A 15,992-nucleotide genomic window follows, 5' to 3' on the forward strand; every position below is an offset into this window, starting at 1 on the left:
GTCAGCGCGCCGATTTTAATCCACCAAGTGGTTGGTGGATTAATGGAGGTGGGCATGGCGGCGACGCGACGAGGTAGGCCACCGGCCGGTCCGGAGCGTCGGAACGCTCTGGTGCAGGCGGCGTACCGATGTCTGGCCGAAGGCGGGTTCGAACGGTTGCGGATGCGGGACGTGGCCGCCCAGCTGGGCATCGACCACTCGTCGATCCACCACCACTTCCCCACCAAACAGGACCTGGTGGTGGCGGTCGTCGACCACGCCACCCAGCAGTTCCGGTCGACCACACCGCCGGACGGCAGCCCCGTCGAGCGCCTGCGGCACCACCTGGCCACGCTCGGCCAGAAGATCGTCGACGAGCCCGAACTCCACATCGTCCTGCGCGAACTGGATCTGCGGGCCCGGCGCGACCCCGACCTGCGGGAGATCATCGCCGGCCAGGAAGAGGGCTGGCGGAACTCACTGCACGCTCTGCTGACCGAGGCCGCGGCTGTCGGAGCGCTGGCCCCCGGTGTCGATCCGGCGACGGGAGCGGAGCTGGTCATCGCCACCGTCAAGGGGGCGAGCCTGGCTTCCGGCCGCGCCGGAGACGTCCTCGAACTCCTCGAACAGCTGCTGATCCGCGCTTGATTCCAGCCGGCCCCCAGGAGGAACATCTCATGTCCACACGTCGACTCCAGGTCGTCATCATCGGCGGAGGCATCGGCGGCCTGTGCCTGGCGCAGGGCCTGCATACCGCCGGGATCGACGTCGCAGTGTACGAACGAGACGCCGACTCCGATGCACGGACGCAGGGATACCGGCTCAACATCGAACCGGTCGGCAGCCGGGCGCTGCACGACTGCCTGCCTGCGCACCTCTGGCACATCCTGGTGGCCACCGCCGGTGATCCCGGGCCCGGCATGGGGGTGTTCACCGAGAAGCTACGGCTGTTGATGCGGGAAGACGTCCCGCCCGCAGGGCTTGACCCGTCCGAACTGACGCACGCGGTCAGCCGGGTCACGCTGCGGAGGCTACTGCTCGCCGGACTGGACGACATCGTCCACTTCGGCAAGGAGATCACCGGCTACCGGCAGAACGCCGACGGCACCGCCACCGCCCTTTTCGCCGACGGGACCTCCGCCACCGGCGACGTGCTGGTCGGCGCGGACGGAGCCAACTCGCGCGTGCGGCGGCAGCTTCTGCCGCACGCGCGGCGGACCCCCGCACCCGGCGTCGGGATCGGCGGCAAACTTCCGCTGGGCGACGGGTCGGCATGGCTGCCCGAAGAGCTGATCAGCAGCAAGAACATGTTCCTGCCGAAGCGGGACTTCCTGTTCACGGCGGTATTCCGCCGCCGGGAGACGGACGGGACCACCGCCGAACGCGTCGGCGACCAGATGCGGGCCGCAGGCCTGGACCCGGATCTCCTCGTCAAGGACGCCAGGGACGACGATTACGTCATGTGGGCCTACGTCGCCCACCGGCGCGCGCTGCCCGCCGTCCCGCCTGACGCCTCAGCGGGCGGGCGCGGACGACGGATGCGCGAGCTGGTCGTCTCCCGCCTGACGAACTGGCATCCCGACCTGCGCAAGCTGATCGCCGAGACGCCTGCGGACACCATCGAGCAGTTCGACTTCGCCACTGCCGAGCGGATGAAGCCCTGGCCGACCAGCAACGTGACCGTACTGGGCGATGCCGCCCACTCCATGCCGCCGGTCGGTGGTCTCGGCGGCAACGCCGCGCTGTACGACGCCGACGTGCTGCGCCGTGCGCTGATCGCGGTCGACCGGGGGGAGGCTGAACTGCTCCCCGCCATCGCCGAGTACGAGCGCGCGATGTTGAAGAACGGCTTCGCCGCCGTGCGAGCCGCAACCATGTACCTGCGCCTGGCGGCCCTGCCCAGCAGCGCGGTCCGAACCATCGCACGGACGTTCTTCCGGCTGTGCGGCGTCATCCCCCCACTGCGCCGCGCGATCTTCTCGGACTGACCGCCCACCGGGAGTTCCCCTTGTCGACCCTGAAGGCGACGAGCCGCGCGACCGACTGTTCCTGGAGGGTCAACCGCGACATCGGCGGCGCCACCGCCGCGCCCGCCGCTCGACCGGCCCTGTCCCACCGGGCAGTCCGGTCACGGCCGGGGCCAGGGGCGGCCTTCGAGCCTCTCGATGTCCCGGTTGAAGCGTTCGAGGTAGGCGGCGAAGCGGGTCACGTCCTCGGGTGACCAGTGCTCCATCACGCGCTCCAGACCCTCGACGTTCGAGGTGCGGTCGGCCTCCAGGCGGCGCTCGCCCTCCTCCGTGATGCGGAACTTGCGGGCGATGCCGCCGTCGGGATCCGGGATGCGCTCCACGACCCCGGCGCGCAGCATCGAGGCGGTCTGCCGGTTGAGGGTGGAGGCGTCGAGTCCGAACGCCTCGCTGAGCTGCCCGATGGACATCGGCCCGTGCATGCGGATGCGGGTGAGGAGCACGTACGCGCTGCGGTCGAGCTGACCGCCGGCCGCCCGGGAGCGGGGCCCGTACAGGAGGGCGTGCCGTCCGATGAGCATGCTCTCGAACTCGACCAGGTGGGTGGGCTTGTCCATGAGGGCATTCTCTCCTGTCGCACGGTCGTGTGCAGCATGCACAGCTTGTGCATGCTGCAATCGATGTGCATGATGCACAAGCATCGACCCATCGAAGAAGTACCGAGGGAGAACCCGTGGACGGCTCCAAGCCCGACGCCCGCCCCGGCGGCGTCGTCGGCGTCCTCGCCATGGCCGGCATCGTGGCCGCGCTCATGCAGACCCTGGTGGTGCCGCTCATCGGCGACCTCCCCAAGCTGCTCGACACCACCGCATCCGACGCCTCCTGGGTGATCACCGCCACCCTCCTCGCCGGAGCCGTCGCCACCCCCGTCGCCGGCCGGCTCGGCGACACCCTCGGCAAGCGGCGCGTCCTGCTCGCCTCCGTGATCCCGCTCGTCGCCGGCTCGGTCGTCTGCGCGCTCGCCTCCTCCGTCGTCCCGATGATCGTCGGACGCGGACTCCAGGGCCTCGGCATGGGCGTCGTACCGCTCGGCATCAGCCTGCTCCGCGACGTCTCCCCGCCCGAGAAGCTCGGCGGGTCCATCGCCCTGATGAGCGCCTCCATGGGCGTCGGCGGCGCCCTCGGCCTGCCCTTCTCCGCCGCCGTCGCCGAGAACGCCAGCTGGCGCGTGCTCTTCTGGGTCGCCGCCGGACTCAGCCTCCTGGTCGGCCTCCTGATCTGGCGCGTCGTCCCCGCGGGCCGCCGCACCGACGCCCCCGGCCGCTTCGACGTGCCGGGCGCCCTCGGCCTCGGCACCGGGCTCGTCGCCCTGCTCCTCGCCGTCTCCAAGGGCGCGACCTGGGGCTGGGGCAGCGCCACCACCCTCGGCCTCTTCGCCGTCGCCGCCGTCGTCCTGCTCGCCTGGGGCGCCTGGGAGCTGCGCATCGCCGAGCCGCTCGTCGACCTGCGGGTCACCGCCCGCCCGGTCGTCCTGATGACGAACGCGGCCTCGGTCCTCGTCGGCTTCGCCATGTACGCGCAGTCCCTGGTCGTCCCCCAGCTGTTCCAGCTGCCCGAGGCGACCGGGTACGGACTCGGCCAGTCGATGATGGCCATGGGCCTCTGGATGGCCCCGGCCGGCCTCATGATGATGATCCTCGCGCCCCTCGGCGCCAAGCTGTCGGCCGCCCGCGGCCCCAAGGTCACGCTCTCCGTCGGCGCGCTCGTCATCTCCGCCGGTTACGGCTCCTCCCTCGCCCTGATGGGCTCCACCTGGGGCCTGCTCACCGTGACCCTCATCTGCAACACCGGTGTCGGACTCGCGTACGGGGCGATGCCGGCGCTCATCATGGGCGCGGTGCCGCAGGAGGAGACCGCCTCGGCCAACAGCTTCAACACCCTGATGCGCTCCATCGGCACCTCCGTCTCCGCGGCCGTCATCGGCGTCGTCCTCGCCCAGATGACCACCACCCTCGGCGGGCACGCGCTGCCCTCCGAGGACGGCTTCCGCGTGGCGATGCTCATCGGCTGCGGTGTCGGCCTCGTGGCCGCGGTCGTTGCCGCGCTCATCCCGGCGAAGGCCCCGGCACCGGCTCCCGCCGACGCCCGGGGCGCCGGGCCCGGGGCGGGCCCGCGCGCGGCCTCGGAGGCCACGACGGCCTGACGGCGCCGACGACGGGGTGGCGCCCGGCCCCGCGGCCGGTTGCCGCCCTCTCCGGTGCCGCTCTGTCCGGTGCCGCCCCCTCGGCCGTCACCCCCGCCGGCCGTCCCGCCGGTCCCGGCCCGTCCTCAGTCCTGCACCGCCGTGAAGCCCGCCCTCTTGTACGTCCGCATCAGCAGGGCCGTCTCCGTCGACGTCACGTCCTCCAGGCGCGCGAAGACCCGGGCCGTGAACTCCTGGAAGTCCCGGGTGTCGCGATGGCTCGAGTACCCGAGCAGGCTCGTCCCGCCGCTCGTCACCACCAGATGCCGCAGGGCCGGTTCCCGCGCGAGCAGCCGGATCGCGGGATCGAGCCCCCGGTGCGGCACCCCGAGCCGGAACCGCGCCTCCACCGGATAGCCGAGGACCGCCGGGTCGGCGTGCAGCCGCAGATGCAGCACGTGCGAGGCCGTGAGCCGGGCCAGCCGTCGCCGGGCCGTCGTCTCGCCGACGCTCAGCTCCCGCGCGAGGCGGGTCGTCGACATGCGGGCGTCGCGCCGGAGCAGCTCGACGAGCCGGCGGTCGAGCTCGTCCACGACGGGCGGCTCCGGGAGCGCGGTCCCCTCGATGGCATGCCGCCGTACGTCCGTGGGCTCGTCGTCGTACGGCGCCCAGTCGCTGGCAGTGAGCAGCAGCCGGAGCACCACCGCCGAGTGGATGTCCACGACCCCGTCGAGCCGGCCGATCACCGTGTCCACGAGGGTGAGCAGCGCGTCGTGGCCGGGCGCGTGGAGCTCGACGAACACGTCGAGCGCCCCGGTGGCGACCTCCACGGACCGCGTCTCGTCCAGGGCGGCGAGCGTCAGCGCCACCTCGTGGACGCGGCCCGGCGCGCACCGTACGGCTATCTCCGCGGTCACCCCCTCGTACTGGTACTCGGGGATGAGCGCCGCCACGAACGCGACCCGCCCGTCGGCGGTCATCCGCTCCAGGCGGCGCGCGACGGTCCGCTCGTGCGCCCCGACGGCCGCGGCGACCTCCGCGAAGGGCGCGCGGGGATCGCGGTGCAGGACCTTCAGGATCCCGTGGTCCAGCGCGTCGAGTCCGCCGCCGGGCCCGGGAGCACCCGCACCCGGGCCGGTCCCGGCCCCGGCGCCGGACCCAAGCCCGGTCCCGCGCCCGGCCCCCGCTCCGTCGCCGCGCCGCACCACCCGCTCCTCCGTCATGCCGCCTCCTCTCCTCCCGGCCCCGGGCCCCGCCCGAAGGCGCTCCAGACATCCCCCTCGTGCCCGAATCCGCCGGAGACGCCCCGCCCTCTGCCGCATTCGGCCGTCTTAGGGGTCAACTCTTGCCCGAAGTGGGGTTCGCTCGCCACATTGTGGTGCATCTTCCGCCCCCGTACCCCACCCGCCGGGCGGCCCCCCTTCCCCATCGAGCCCCCGCGGCCCTCCCGAAGAGGTAGTACGTATGACGACGGACGCCGGTACCCGCACCGCCCCCGGACGAAGAAGAGCCGTACGTCCCGTGCCCGCCGGCGCGGTCATCGCCTCGGTCGCGCTCGTCGAGCTCTCCAGCGGCATGACCCAGGGCTTCCTCTCCCCGCTGCTCAAGGGCCTGACCGACACCCTGAAGGTCACGGCGGCGGACCTGAACTGGATCAGCATCGCGAACCTGCTCGCGAGCGTCGCGTTCACGCCGGTCCTCGCCCGCATGGGCGACCTGTACGGCCATCGCCGTCTGCTGCGCTGGAACCTCGCGATCGTCGTCGCCGGCTCCGTCCTCGTCGGTCTGAGCCGCTCCTTCCCGGTGCTGCTCGCCGGCCAGATCCTGCAGGGCGCCATCGCGGGCTTCTTCCCGCTCCTCGTCGGCATCCTCCGCAACCGCCCCGACGGCGGCGACGCGGAGAGCCGCCGCGGCATCAGCCTCATGGTCGCCGCGCTGATCGGCGGCCTCACCCTCGGCCTGCTGTCCAGCGGCTTCATCGCCGCGACCGTCGACAGCCCCACCGCCGCCCTCTGGGTGCCCGCCATCGGCGCCAGCGTCGCGCTGGCCGTGACCTGGCCCCTGCTGCCCGAGTCGGACGCCCGCCCCGGCGGCTCCGTCGACTGGGCCGGGGCGGTGCTGCTCTCCGTCGGCCTCGTCGCCCTGATGCTCGCGCTGGGTCTCGGCGGCACCCCCGGCTGGGAGTGGACCTCCCCCCGTACCCTCGCCACCCTGGTCGGCGGCGTGGTCGTCACCGCCCTGTGGGTGCTCGTGGAGCTCCGTACCGCCGAGCCCATGATCGACGTCCGGATGTTCGCCCGGCGCAACGTGGTCGTCGTCTCCGTCGTGACGCTCACCTTCAGCTTCTGCATGCTCGGACTCCAGATCGCCCACCCGGTCTTCCTGGGCACGAGCCCCGAGGAGACCGGGTACGGCTTCGGCTACAGCCCCGTCGTCATCGGCCTGGCCATGCTCCCCAACCTGCTCGCCATGGCCCTCGGCGCGCTAGCCGCCCCCGCCGTCGCCGCCCGCATCACCGACCGGCTCACCCTCGTCACGGGCTCCGCCCTGATGGCCCTCGGATACGGCGTCGTCCTCGCCGTCCACTCCTCGGCGCCGGTCTTCCTCCTCGGCACGGCGTTCGCCGGACTCGGCAACGGCTTCCTCCAGCACTCCACGCGCACCCTCGCCGTCGAGTCCGTCCCCCACGACCGGACGTCCGTCGGCTCCGGCATCAACGAGCTGATCATCAACGTCGGCGGCTCGCTCGGCGCCGCCGCGGTCCTCACCGTCTTCGCCGGGCGCACCCCCGCCGGCCACACCCTGCCGGACCTCGGCGCCTACACCACCTCCTGGGTGCTGTGCGCCGTGATCTCCGTCGCCGGCGGCGCCGCCTCCCTCCTCTACCGCACCCCGTCGAAGGACCTCCGATGACGACGACCGCCACGGCCCGCCACCACAGCCGGGCCGTCCTCACCCGCCACCAGGAAGCGGTCGTCGGGCTCAGCCACGCCCTGCACGCCGACCCCGAACTCGCCTACGAGGAGCACCGCGCGGCCCGCCGCATCACCGACCTCGTCGAGCGCGCCGGATTCGACGTGACCCGCGAGGCGTACGGACTGCCCACCGCGTTCCGCGCCACCGCCGGCACCGGCGACCTGGTCGTCGCGATCTGCGCGGAGTACGACGCGCTCCCGGGCATCGGCCACGCCTGCGGGCACAACGTCAACGGCTCGGCCTCCGTGGCCGCCGCCCTCGCGCTCGCGCCGCTCGCCGACGACCTCGGCCTCACCGTGGCGCTCCTCGGCACCCCCGCCGAGGAGTCGGGCGGCGGCAAGGTCGACATGCTCCGCGCCGGGGCCTTCGACGACGTGGCCGCCGCCATGATGGTGCACGCCGCGCCGCAGGACGCCGTGGGCCTCTCCACCCTGGCCATCAGCAGCCTCTCCGTCACGTACGGCGGGGTCCCGGCGCACGCCGCCGCGATGCCGCACCGGGGCGTCAACGCCGCCGACGCGATGATGATCGCGCAGGTCGCGATCGCCGCCCACCGCCAGCAGATGGTCCCCGGCGCCGTCGTCTCCGGCGTCGTCACCTCGGCCGGCGACGCGGCGAACGTCATCCCGGACCGGGCCACCGCGACGTACGACGTCCGCGCCGGCACCAGCGAGGAACTCGCCGAACTCCAGGCGCGGGTCCGGGCCTGCTTCGAGGCCGGCGCCCTCGCCACCGGCGCCGAGCTCCTCCTGGAGACCGTCGGCAACGACTACGCCGACCTCCGCCAGGACCTCGCGATGGGCCGGAGCTACCAGGCCGCCGCCGAGGCGCTCGGCCGCACCGTCCTGCCCAACGACCCCGGCCTGCGCGGCGGTTCGACCGACATGGGGAACGTCTCGCACCTCGTCCCGACGATCCACCCGTCCATCGGGTACGACTGCGGCGACACGATCATGCACCACCCGGACTTCACCCGGTACGGCACCACGGCCGCCGCCGACCGTGCCGTCCTCGACGGCGGCCTGGCCATGGCGTGGACCGCGATCGACCTGGCGACCGACCCGGCCCAGCGCGAGCGGCTCCTCGCCCGCGTCGCCGCCCGCGCCGCCGCGAACTGAAGAACCCTCAGGCCGCCGTGCCCAGCCAGGGACGGCGGCCGGGGCCGGTCGGGTGGGTGCCGGTGGCGCTCATGACGACCGAGTACAGGCTGGTCTGGGCGGCGATGAAGAGCCGGTTGCGCTTGGCGCCGCCCCAGGAGATGTTGGCGACCGGTTCCGGGACGTTCAGCCGCCCGATCAGGGTGCCGTCGGGGTCGTAGCAGTGCACCCCGTCGCTCATCGCGGCGGCCCAGAGGCGGCCGTCGGCGTCGAAGCGCAGGTTGTCGAAGCGGGCCTCCGCGCGGGCCGAGGCGTCGGCGAAGACCTTGCCGGGGGAGAGCGTGCCGTCCTCGCGGACGTCGAAGACCCGGATGAGGCCGGCCCGGGTGTCGGAGACGAAGAGCAGCGTCTCGTCGTGGGAGAAGACGAGACCGTTCGGGGCGGCGAACTCGTCGGACACCAGGCGCACTTCGCCGGTGTCCGGATCGATCCGGTAGACGTTGTTGGAGCCGATCTCGCTCTCCGCGAGGTGACCCTCGTAGTCGCTGGTGATGCCGAAGTCCGGATCGGAGAACCAGATCGAGCCGTCGGACTTCACCGCCGCGTCGTTCGGGCTGTTCAGGCGCTTGCCCTGCCAGCGGTCCGCGAGCACGGTGACGGTGCCGTCGTGCTCGGTGCGGGTCACGCGCCGGTTGCCCTGCTCGCAGGAGATCAACCGGCCCTCACGGTCGAGCGTGTTGCCGTTGGTGTGCCCGGCCGTGCGGCGGAAGACCGAGACGGCGCCCGTCTCCTCGTCCCAGCGCAGCAGCCGGTCGTTCGGGATGTCGCTCCAGATCAGCTGCCGCCAGGCGGGCAGATAGATCGGCCCCTCGGCCCAACGGCAGCCCGTGTAAAGGACCTCCAGCGAGTCGTCGCCGTACACGCACCGTCCCGTGAGGAACCGCTCGTCGAACATCTCGTACAGCTCGGGGCGCTCGCCGCTCATGGGCCCTTCCCTTCGTGAAGCCATCACCTGTGCCGAACCTGATCCTGCGCAAGACGAAGATTGCAGGATCATCTACGGTCGACACAAGGAGCTTTCGAACGGAGAGCTGTGGATCACATGGCCCGCCTCAGCCCTCGTCCTCCGCTTCCACGGCGAACAGCGCCCCCTCCGGATCACGGACCACCAGCCTCCGCTCGTCGTCGCCGCCCGGCGGCCGCACCCCGGCCCACTCGCCGCCCGGCACCACCGACCCGCCGTGCGCCAGGACCGCCTCCCGCGCCGCCGCCAGATCCCGCACCCGGAAACGGACCAGCCACCGCGGCCGCAACTGCGGGCGGGGGGACTCGGATTCGACCGGACCGCTGTCGAGGCGAGCGACGGCCTCGCCGCCCCGCCGCAGCACCACCCCCTCGTGCTCGTACGACACCTCGGTGCCACCCTCGGCCCCGTCCGCCCAGCCGAGCACCCCGCCGTAGAACACGGCCGCGTCGAACGCGTCGCGGGTGTGCAGCTCCACCCAGGCCGGCGCCCGCCGCTCGCCGACGTGCCAGCGCGAGACCAGACGCCCCTCCCACACGCCGAACAGCGCACCCTCCAGATCCGTCGCGAGCGCCGCCCGCCCCCGGGGCGGATACGCCAGCGGGCCGACCCCGACCGTGCCGCCGCGCTCCCGGATCCGCGCCACCGCCGCGTCGGCGTCCTCCACGGCGAAGAACACCGTCCAGGCCACCGGCCCGGCCGGCTCCGCGTCCAGTGCCGCGATCCCCGCCACCGGCACCCCGTCCCGCTCACCCACCATGTACGCGTCGCCGAAGGCGCCCCGCCGGAACGTCCACCCGAGCACCGCCCCGTAGAAGCGCTGCGCCGCCTCCAGATCGTGCGCGGACAGATTCAGCCAGCACGGTGCTCCCACCGCGTCCCCGGTCGTCGGCCCCGACACCGGCACCACCTCCTCGTCGTCCTGAGTCCGTGCGCCCCTTCCCCGCCCCGTCGGCGACCACACCCCGGGTACGCCGAACGGCTCAGCGGGCCGCGCGGGAGGCGTAGGCGCGCACGTCCGCGTCCGGGTCGTCCGCCGCCCCGGCGAGCGCGGCACGCGCGGCCGGTTCGGCCCGGTGGGCCAGGAGCGACAGGACGGCCGCCTTGCGCACGTCCGCGTTCGGATCGGCGAGCGCCCCCGCGAGCGCCGGGACGGCCAGGCCCGCAGCCGCCGCCCGCAGCGCGGTCGCCGCGCCGGACCGCACCTGCCAGGCTCCGTCCCCGAGCGCGGCCCCCGCCCCCGCCGCGTAGGCCGGAGGGCAGCCGGTGCCCGCGAGCGCGGCCAGGGCGGCGCCCCTGACCAGCGGGTCGACGTCGTCGAGCAGCGGCGCGAGCGGCTCCGGCGCGGGAGCCCGTACGGCCGCGAGACCACGGGCCACCGCGACCCGGACCTCGCGCGCCGGATCGGCGGCGGCCCGCGCGAGCTCCGCGACCGCGTCCACCGAGACCAGCGCCCGCACGGCCTGGACGCGCACCTCCACCGAGGCGTCGCCGAGCGCGCCCGCGTACAGCGGGGCGTCCCCGAGCCGCAGCGCCCGCAGGACGTCGAGCGCGGCGCCGCGCACGGCCGGATCGGGCACGCCGAGGGCCTCCCGGAGGCCGTCCCCGAGCGCCGGCTCGGCGGGCAGCACCTCGACCAGCTCCCGCAGGGCCGCCGAGGCCGCGGCCCGGACCGGCGCCGCTCCGTCCCGCAGCCGGGCCGCGAGCGCCGGACCGGCCCCGGCCGGCGCGGTCTCCCCGAGCGCGGTCACGGCGGCCGCCCGCACCGTCGGATCGGCGTCGTCCAGATACGGGCCGAACGCCGCCAGATCGGGGGAGTCCTCGACGAGCGCGAGCAGCCCGAGCAGCCGGGGGTGCGGCCCCGCGGGCACGGGCGTCTCGGCCGGCGCCCCGGCGGCGACCGGACCGGGCCCCGGGGCCGCGGGGACGGTCTCCCGCGCCCCGGCCGTGGCCACCGGCACGAGCGCCACCTCGCCCAGGAGCCGCTCCGGACCGCCGGGCGGCGAGAACTCCGGCACCGGAACGACATAGGGCTCCACCGGGCGCGCCGTGAACTCCATCGCCCCGGAAGGGGACTTGCGCAGATCCAGATGGTGCAGCCAGCCCGTGTCGTCCCGCTCGGGGTGGTCGAGCCGCTCGTGGTAGAGCCCCCACCGCGACTCCGTCCGCGCGAGCGAGGCACGCGCCGCCATCTCGGCGCAGTCCCGGATGAACGACACCTCCGCGCACCGCATCAGCTCGTGCGCCGTGCGCGCCCCCATCCCGGCGATCTCCGTCGCCATCCGGTCGAACGCCTCCACGGCCAGGGAGAGCTTCGCACCGGTCTTCGGCGGTGCCACGTAGTCGTTGACGAAGCGCCGCAGCTTGTACTCGACCTGGGGCTGCGGCGGCCCGTCGGGGTTCCGCAGCGGCCGGTAGACGAGCTCGTGGGCGGCCGCGAGCTGACCGGCGTCCAACTCTCCTCCGTACGCGCGGTACCGGGACGCGTCCTCCCCCGCCAGATCGCCGAAGACGAACGCGCCGATCATGTAGTTGTGCGGTACGGAGGCCAGGTCGCCGGCCGCGTACAGCCGGGGCACGGTCGTACGGGCACGGTCGTCGACCCTCACCCCGGAGGCCGAATGGCCGCCGCACAGGCCGATCTCCGAGATGTGCATCTCGATGTCGTGGGTCCGGTAGTCGTGCCCCCGGTTCGCGTGGAACGTGCCCCGGGTGGGCCGCTCCGTGGTGTGCAGGATCGACTCGACGGCGCCGATCGTCTCCTCGGGAAGATGGCTCAGCTTCAGGTACACCGGCCCCCGGTCCGAGGCGAGTTCGGCCGCGAACTCGGCCATCATCTGCCCCGACCAGTAGTCCGACTCCACGAACCGCTCTCCGTGCCGGTTCACCTGGTACCCGCCGAAGGGGTTGGCGACATAGGCGCAGGCCGGGCCGTTGTAGTCCTTGATCAGGGGGTTGATCTGGAAGCACTCGATCCCCGTGAGCGCCGCGCCCGCGTGGTACGCCATCGCGTAGCCGTCGCCCGCGTTCGTCGGGTTCTCGTACGTCCCGTACAGATAGCCGGAGGCGGGCAGGCCGAGCCGGCCGCAGGGGCCGGTCGCCAGGATCACGGCCCCCGCGCGGACCACGACGAACTCCCCGGTGCGGGTGTGGAACCCGGCCGCGCCGACGGCCCGGCCGTCCTCCGGGTGGGTGAGCACCCGGACCGGCATGACCCGGTTCTCGATCCGGATCCGCTCCCGCATCTCGCGCCGCCGCAGCTGCCGGTAGAGGACCTTCTTCACGTCCTTGCCCTCGGGCATCGGCAGCACGTACGAGCCGGACCGGTGGACCTGCCGGACCGCGTACTCCCCGTGCTCGTCCTTCTCGAACTTCACCCCGTACGACTCAAGGCGCCGGACCATCGCGAAGCCGCGGGTCGCCGTCTGCCGGACGGTGGACTGGTCGACGAGGCCGTCGTTCGCGCGGGTGATCTCGGCGACGTAGTCGTCGGGCTCGGCCCGGCCGGGCACGACCGCGTTGTTGACGCCGTCCATGCCCATGGCCAGGGCGCCGGAGTGGCGGACGTGCGCCTTCTCCAGGAGCAGGACGTCCGCCCCGCGCTCGGCGGCGGTCAGCGCCGCCATCGTGCCGGCGGTGCCGCCGCCGATGACGAGCACGTCGCAGGAGAGCTCGGTCGCGTCGGCGAGGTCGGGGACGCTCAGGGGGGTGTCCACAGGATGCCTTTCAGAGGGAGTCGAGAACACGGCGGCGCAGCGCCTCCGTGGCCGGGGCGTCCCGGGCGTCCCGCACCCGCGGGTGCGGCACGTCCAGGACCTCGCCGGTCGCGAACAGGACGACCCGGTCGCCGAGATGGAGGGCCTCGTCCACGTCGTGCGTCACGAAGACGACCGTCGCGCCCGTGCCGCGCAGGATCTCCACGAGCAGGTCCTGCATCCCGGCACGGGTCGCCGCGTCGAGCGCCCCGAACGGCTCGTCCATCAGGACCGCCCGGGGCCGCCCGGCGAGCGCCCGGGCCAACTGCACGCGCTGCCGCTGCCCGCCGGACAGCCGGTGCGGCAGCTTGTGGGCGTGCCCGGCGAGCCCGACCCGCTCCAGCCACTCCTCCGCCGTGCGCCGCCGCTCGGCGCGGGGGACACGGCGGATCGCGAGCGGCAGTTCCACATTGGCGCGGACCGTGCGCCAGGGCAGCAGGGCGTCGTGCTGGAAGACCAGCGCCCGGTCGGCGCCGGGCCGGTGGACCGGCACCCCGTCCTGGGTGACCCGCCCCTCCAGCGGGGGCAGGAGCCCGGCGAGCGTCCGCAGCAGGGTCGTCTTCCCGCAGCCGGACGGGCCGACGACGGTGAGGAGTTCACCGGGTGCGATCCGCAGCCCGACCGGGCCGGACACGGCTCCGCCGTCCCGGTGACCGAGCCGGGCGCCGTGCAGGGCGAGTTCGGCACCGGCCGGCACGGGGGTGGTGGCGGGCGGACTCACGGTGGTCATGTGACCGGCTCCTTGTCGGGTACGGGAAGGGCGACGGGGGTACGCGCGGCGGCGGGGTCCGCCGGGGCCGCGGCGCCCGGCGCCGGCGTCGCCTGCGTGCGGCGCGTGGGCGAAGGACAGGAGTCCGCCGAACGGTCCGGTCCTGCCGCGCCGCCCTCCGCGGGGCGCGGCAGCCAGGCCGTGAGCCGGCGGCCGAGGGCCTCCACCGCCGTGGAGGTGAGCCGGCCCAGGACGCCGATGGTGGCCATGCCGACGAAGACCCCCGGGTAGTCGACGACCGTGTAGTCCTGCCAGGTGCGGTAGCCCACCCCGTACTCGCCGGAGATCATCTCCGCCGAGATCACACAGATCCACGCGACGCCGATGCCCACCGACAGACCGCCGAAGACGCCCGGCAGGGCGCCCGGGAGGACCACCGAGAACAGCACCCGGGCCCTGCCCCCGCCCATGGTGAGCACCGCCTCCTCCCATGCCGGGTCCAGGGCGCGCACCGCGTGCCGGGTCGAGACCAGGACGGGGAAGAGGGCGGCGGCACAGGTGATGAAGACGATGCCCTGCTCGTTGGTGGGCAGCAGCAGGATCGCGACCGGCACCAGGGCGATGGCGGGGATCGGCCGGACCACCTCCACCAGCGGGCCCAGGAGGTCCGCCGCCCACCGGGACCGGGCGACGGCCGTCCCGGCCGCCACCCCGAGGACGGCCGCGAGCAGGAAGCCGAGAGCGATCCGGCGCAGGCTGTGGCCGAGGTCCTGCCAGTACGCCTCGGTGCCGATCCGGTCGGCGAGCGCGGAAGCCACCTCGACGACCGTCGGGAACTGCTCGAACCGCAGCCACAGACGGACGTCCAGGGAGGTCAGCAGCTGCCAGACGCCGAGCGCCGCGAGCGGGGAGGCCACCCGGACCAGCCGGCGGCCGAGGCCGACGGCGCTCATGACGCGAGCCGCACGGCGTCCGCGTACGCCACGATCCGCGAGCCGGGGTGCCCGGCGACGTACCGCTCCGCGCCCTCCCGGGTGACGAAGGCGCGCCACTCGCCGCCGTCCTGGACCCAGACCGCCCGGTCCGCGAACCAGAGCGTCCCGGTCACCGCGTCCGGCACGTACGCGGCCCGGACCGCCGCCCCCTCGACGGCCTTGAGGAGCGCCCCGGGGCTGTCGAAGGTACGGGTCGACTCCTGCCCCTTCGGCCAGAGTTCGGCCTTCGCCGGGACCGCCTTCGGGTACGCGGCGCCCGGGACCGCCCGTCGCAGCGGAGCCGTGTCGACGAAGGCGTCCACGTCGACGTCCTTCACCAGACCGGCCTCCTTGAGGACCGGCACGTCCTCCTTGAGCGCGGCGACCAGCTCGGGCCGGAGCGCCGGGTCGAAGGTGGCGATGCCGTGGGCGCCGTTGTACAGGTAGACCACCTCGGCGGGCAGCCCCGTCGCCTTCGCCACCGACTCGGCCCATGCCACCGGCCGGCTGCGCAGCTCGTCCGTGGCCCGGCGCTGCGCGCGCAGGAACGCGTCGAGGGCCTCGGGGCGTTGCTTCGCGAACCGCTCGCGGACGGTGACCCCGTGGAAGGTCGGCAGGTTCAGCTCGGCCCCGTCGTACAACGCGGTCGCCCGGCCCTGGAAGGCGAGCAGACCGGGCCAGGCGACGAACTGGGAGAGCGCGTCGGCGGTGCCCGCCGTCAGGGCCGAAGCACCCACGCTCGGCTGCTGGTTGACCTTGTGGACGTCCTTCGCCGGGTCGATCCCGGCCCGCCGCAGCGCCCGGACGAGCGTCCCGTCGGCGGCCGAACCGACACTCGTGGACACCTTGCGGCCCTTGAGGTCCTTCAGCGTCCGCAGCGGCGAACCCGGCGCGGTGACCACGGTGTTGAGGCCGCCGCGCAGGTTGTAGCCGGTCACCGCGACCAGTCGCGTCGGCTCCTTGAGCTGCTTCCCGCGCGCCGCGTTGATCAGCAGCGGGAAGTCGCCCATCGAGCCGATGTCGATCTTCCCCGCCGTCATCTGGGCGGTGATCGGAGCACCGGTGGCGTAGTCCTGCCAGACGACCTTGTAGGTGACGCCGTTCTTCCTGCCGGCTGCCGCGAGCTCCTCCTCGAAGTAGCCGAGGGAGCGCAGCAGGGTGCCGGCGGTGACGGTGTTGATGGTCTTCGACTGGTAGCCGACGGTCACCGTGACCGCCTTCCCGCCCGAGGCGTCGTCGGTCCCCCCTCCGCCGCAGGCGGTGGCGAGGGGGAGCAGCAGGGCCAGGGGGAGGGTCAGGGCGAGTCTTCGTGACTGCATGGGAGTTCGG

13 protein-coding genes are annotated in these 15,992 nt (G+C 73.8%); 5 read left to right on the plus strand and 8 right to left on the minus strand.

The annotated features are described in order from the left end of the window. Nucleotides 1-54 precede the first annotated feature (54 nt). Nucleotides 55-627 (plus strand): TetR/AcrR family transcriptional regulator, encoded by a 573-nt coding sequence (locus ACWGN5_RS12685; RefSeq protein ID WP_453513968.1) that lies wholly within the window; start codon nt 55-57, stop codon nt 625-627. Beyond that, the gene (locus ACWGN5_RS12690; protein WP_453513970.1) at nt 624-1,967 is read left to right on the plus strand and encodes an FAD-dependent oxidoreductase; all 1,344 of its coding nucleotides are present in this window, start codon (nt 624-626) and stop codon (nt 1,965-1,967) included. The genes ACWGN5_RS12685 and ACWGN5_RS12690 overlap by 4 nt, the downstream gene beginning before the upstream one ends. A gap of 140 nt (nt 1,968-2,107) precedes the next feature. Here the strand turns inward: ACWGN5_RS12690 and ACWGN5_RS12695 are convergent, their stop codons facing one another. Beyond that, nucleotides 2,108-2,563 carry a MarR family winged helix-turn-helix transcriptional regulator gene (locus ACWGN5_RS12695; RefSeq protein WP_453513973.1) on the minus strand — a complete coding sequence of 152 codons (456 nt, stop codon included), beginning with the start codon at nt 2,561-2,563 and terminating at the stop codon, nt 2,108-2,110. A 116-nt stretch (nt 2,564-2,679) separates the two neighbouring features. Between ACWGN5_RS12695 and ACWGN5_RS12700 the strand changes: the two genes are divergently transcribed. Beyond that, nucleotides 2,680-4,149, plus strand: a complete 1,470-nt coding sequence (locus ACWGN5_RS12700; RefSeq protein ID WP_453513976.1) for an MFS transporter — start codon at nt 2,680-2,682, stop codon at nt 4,147-4,149. 125 nt (nt 4,150-4,274) lie between these two features. Here the strand turns inward: ACWGN5_RS12700 and ACWGN5_RS12705 are convergent, their stop codons facing one another. Beyond that, nucleotides 4,275-5,351: an Lrp/AsnC family transcriptional regulator gene (locus ACWGN5_RS12705; protein WP_453513978.1), complete on the minus strand. Its 1,077-nt coding sequence runs from the start codon at nt 5,349-5,351 to the stop codon at nt 4,275-4,277. A 241-nt stretch (nt 5,352-5,592) separates the two neighbouring features. Between ACWGN5_RS12705 and ACWGN5_RS12710 the strand changes: the two genes are divergently transcribed. Both ACWGN5_RS12710 and ACWGN5_RS12715 read left to right on the plus strand, forming a co-directional pair. Then, nucleotides 5,593-7,041, plus strand: coding sequence for an MFS transporter (locus ACWGN5_RS12710; protein WP_453513981.1), 1,449 nt, complete (start codon nt 5,593-5,595; stop codon nt 7,039-7,041). Continuing rightward, on the plus strand, nt 7,038-8,222 hold the full coding sequence (locus ACWGN5_RS12715) for an amidohydrolase (protein ID WP_453513983.1): 1,185 nt from the start codon (nt 7,038-7,040) through the stop codon (nt 8,220-8,222). The genes ACWGN5_RS12710 and ACWGN5_RS12715 overlap by 4 nt, the downstream gene beginning before the upstream one ends. Before the next feature lie 7 nt (nt 8,223-8,229). Here ACWGN5_RS12715 and ACWGN5_RS12720 read toward each other — a convergent pair whose 3' ends face one another. The 6 genes from ACWGN5_RS12720 to ACWGN5_RS12745 all read right to left on the minus strand — a co-directional run bounded on the left by ACWGN5_RS12720 (nt 8,230) and on the right by ACWGN5_RS12745 (nt 15,982). Then, nucleotides 8,230-9,186 (minus strand): SMP-30/gluconolactonase/LRE family protein, encoded by a 957-nt coding sequence (locus ACWGN5_RS12720; RefSeq protein WP_453513986.1) that lies wholly within the window; start codon nt 9,184-9,186, stop codon nt 8,230-8,232. 127 nt (nt 9,187-9,313) lie between these two features. After that, nucleotides 9,314-10,135 carry a VOC family protein gene (locus tag ACWGN5_RS12725; RefSeq protein ID WP_453513988.1) on the minus strand — a complete coding sequence of 274 codons (822 nt, stop codon included), beginning with the start codon at nt 10,133-10,135 and terminating at the stop codon, nt 9,314-9,316. Between the two features lie 73 nt (nt 10,136-10,208). Next, nucleotides 10,209-12,941, minus strand: coding sequence for a fumarate reductase/succinate dehydrogenase flavoprotein subunit (locus tag ACWGN5_RS12730; RefSeq protein ID WP_453513990.1), 2,733 nt, complete (start codon nt 12,939-12,941; stop codon nt 10,209-10,211). A 10-nt stretch (nt 12,942-12,951) separates the two neighbouring features. Continuing rightward, a complete protein-coding gene (locus tag ACWGN5_RS12735; protein ID WP_453513992.1) occupies nt 12,952-13,710 on the minus strand; it encodes an ABC transporter ATP-binding protein in 759 nt (252 codons plus the stop codon). After that, on the minus strand, nt 13,707-14,642 hold the full coding sequence (locus ACWGN5_RS12740) for an ABC transporter permease (RefSeq protein WP_453513995.1): 936 nt from the start codon (nt 14,640-14,642) through the stop codon (nt 13,707-13,709). Before ACWGN5_RS12740 ends, ACWGN5_RS12735 begins: the two co-directional genes overlap by 4 nt. Then, nucleotides 14,639-15,982: an ABC transporter substrate-binding protein gene (locus tag ACWGN5_RS12745; RefSeq protein ID WP_453513997.1), complete on the minus strand. Its 1,344-nt coding sequence runs from the start codon at nt 15,980-15,982 to the stop codon at nt 14,639-14,641. The genes ACWGN5_RS12740 and ACWGN5_RS12745 overlap by 4 nt, the downstream gene beginning before the upstream one ends. Between the last annotated feature and the right edge of the window lie 10 nt (nt 15,983-15,992).

The sequence above is a fragment of the Streptomyces sp. NPDC055815 genome (genome assembly GCF_053616475.1).

Bases quoted from the DNA above. Each gene is read 5' to 3' on its own strand.
- ACWGN5_RS12685 (WP_453513968.1), top strand. From the start codon at position 55: ATGGCGGCGACGCGACGAGGTAGGCCACCGGCCGGTCCGGAGCGTCGG.
- ACWGN5_RS12695 (WP_453513973.1), bottom strand. From the start codon at position 2,563: ATGGACAAGCCCACCCACCTGGTCGAGTTCGAGAGCATGCTCATCGGA.
- ACWGN5_RS12705 (WP_453513978.1), bottom strand. From the start codon at position 5,351: ATGACGGAGGAGCGGGTGGTGCGGCGCGGCGACGGAGCGGGGGCCGGG.
- ACWGN5_RS12710 (WP_453513981.1), top strand. From the start codon at position 5,593: ATGACGACGGACGCCGGTACCCGCACCGCCCCCGGACGAAGAAGAGCC.
- ACWGN5_RS12715 (WP_453513983.1), top strand. From the start codon at position 7,038: ATGACGACGACCGCCACGGCCCGCCACCACAGCCGGGCCGTCCTCACC.
- ACWGN5_RS12720 (WP_453513986.1), bottom strand. From the start codon at position 9,186: ATGAGCGGCGAGCGCCCCGAGCTGTACGAGATGTTCGACGAGCGGTTC.
- ACWGN5_RS12735 (WP_453513992.1), bottom strand. From the start codon at position 13,710: ATGACCACCGTGAGTCCGCCCGCCACCACCCCCGTGCCGGCCGGTGCC.
- ACWGN5_RS12740 (WP_453513995.1), bottom strand. From the start codon at position 14,642: ATGAGCGCCGTCGGCCTCGGCCGCCGGCTGGTCCGGGTGGCCTCCCCG.
- ACWGN5_RS12745 (WP_453513997.1), bottom strand. From the start codon at position 15,982: ATGCAGTCACGAAGACTCGCCCTGACCCTCCCCCTGGCCCTGCTGCTC.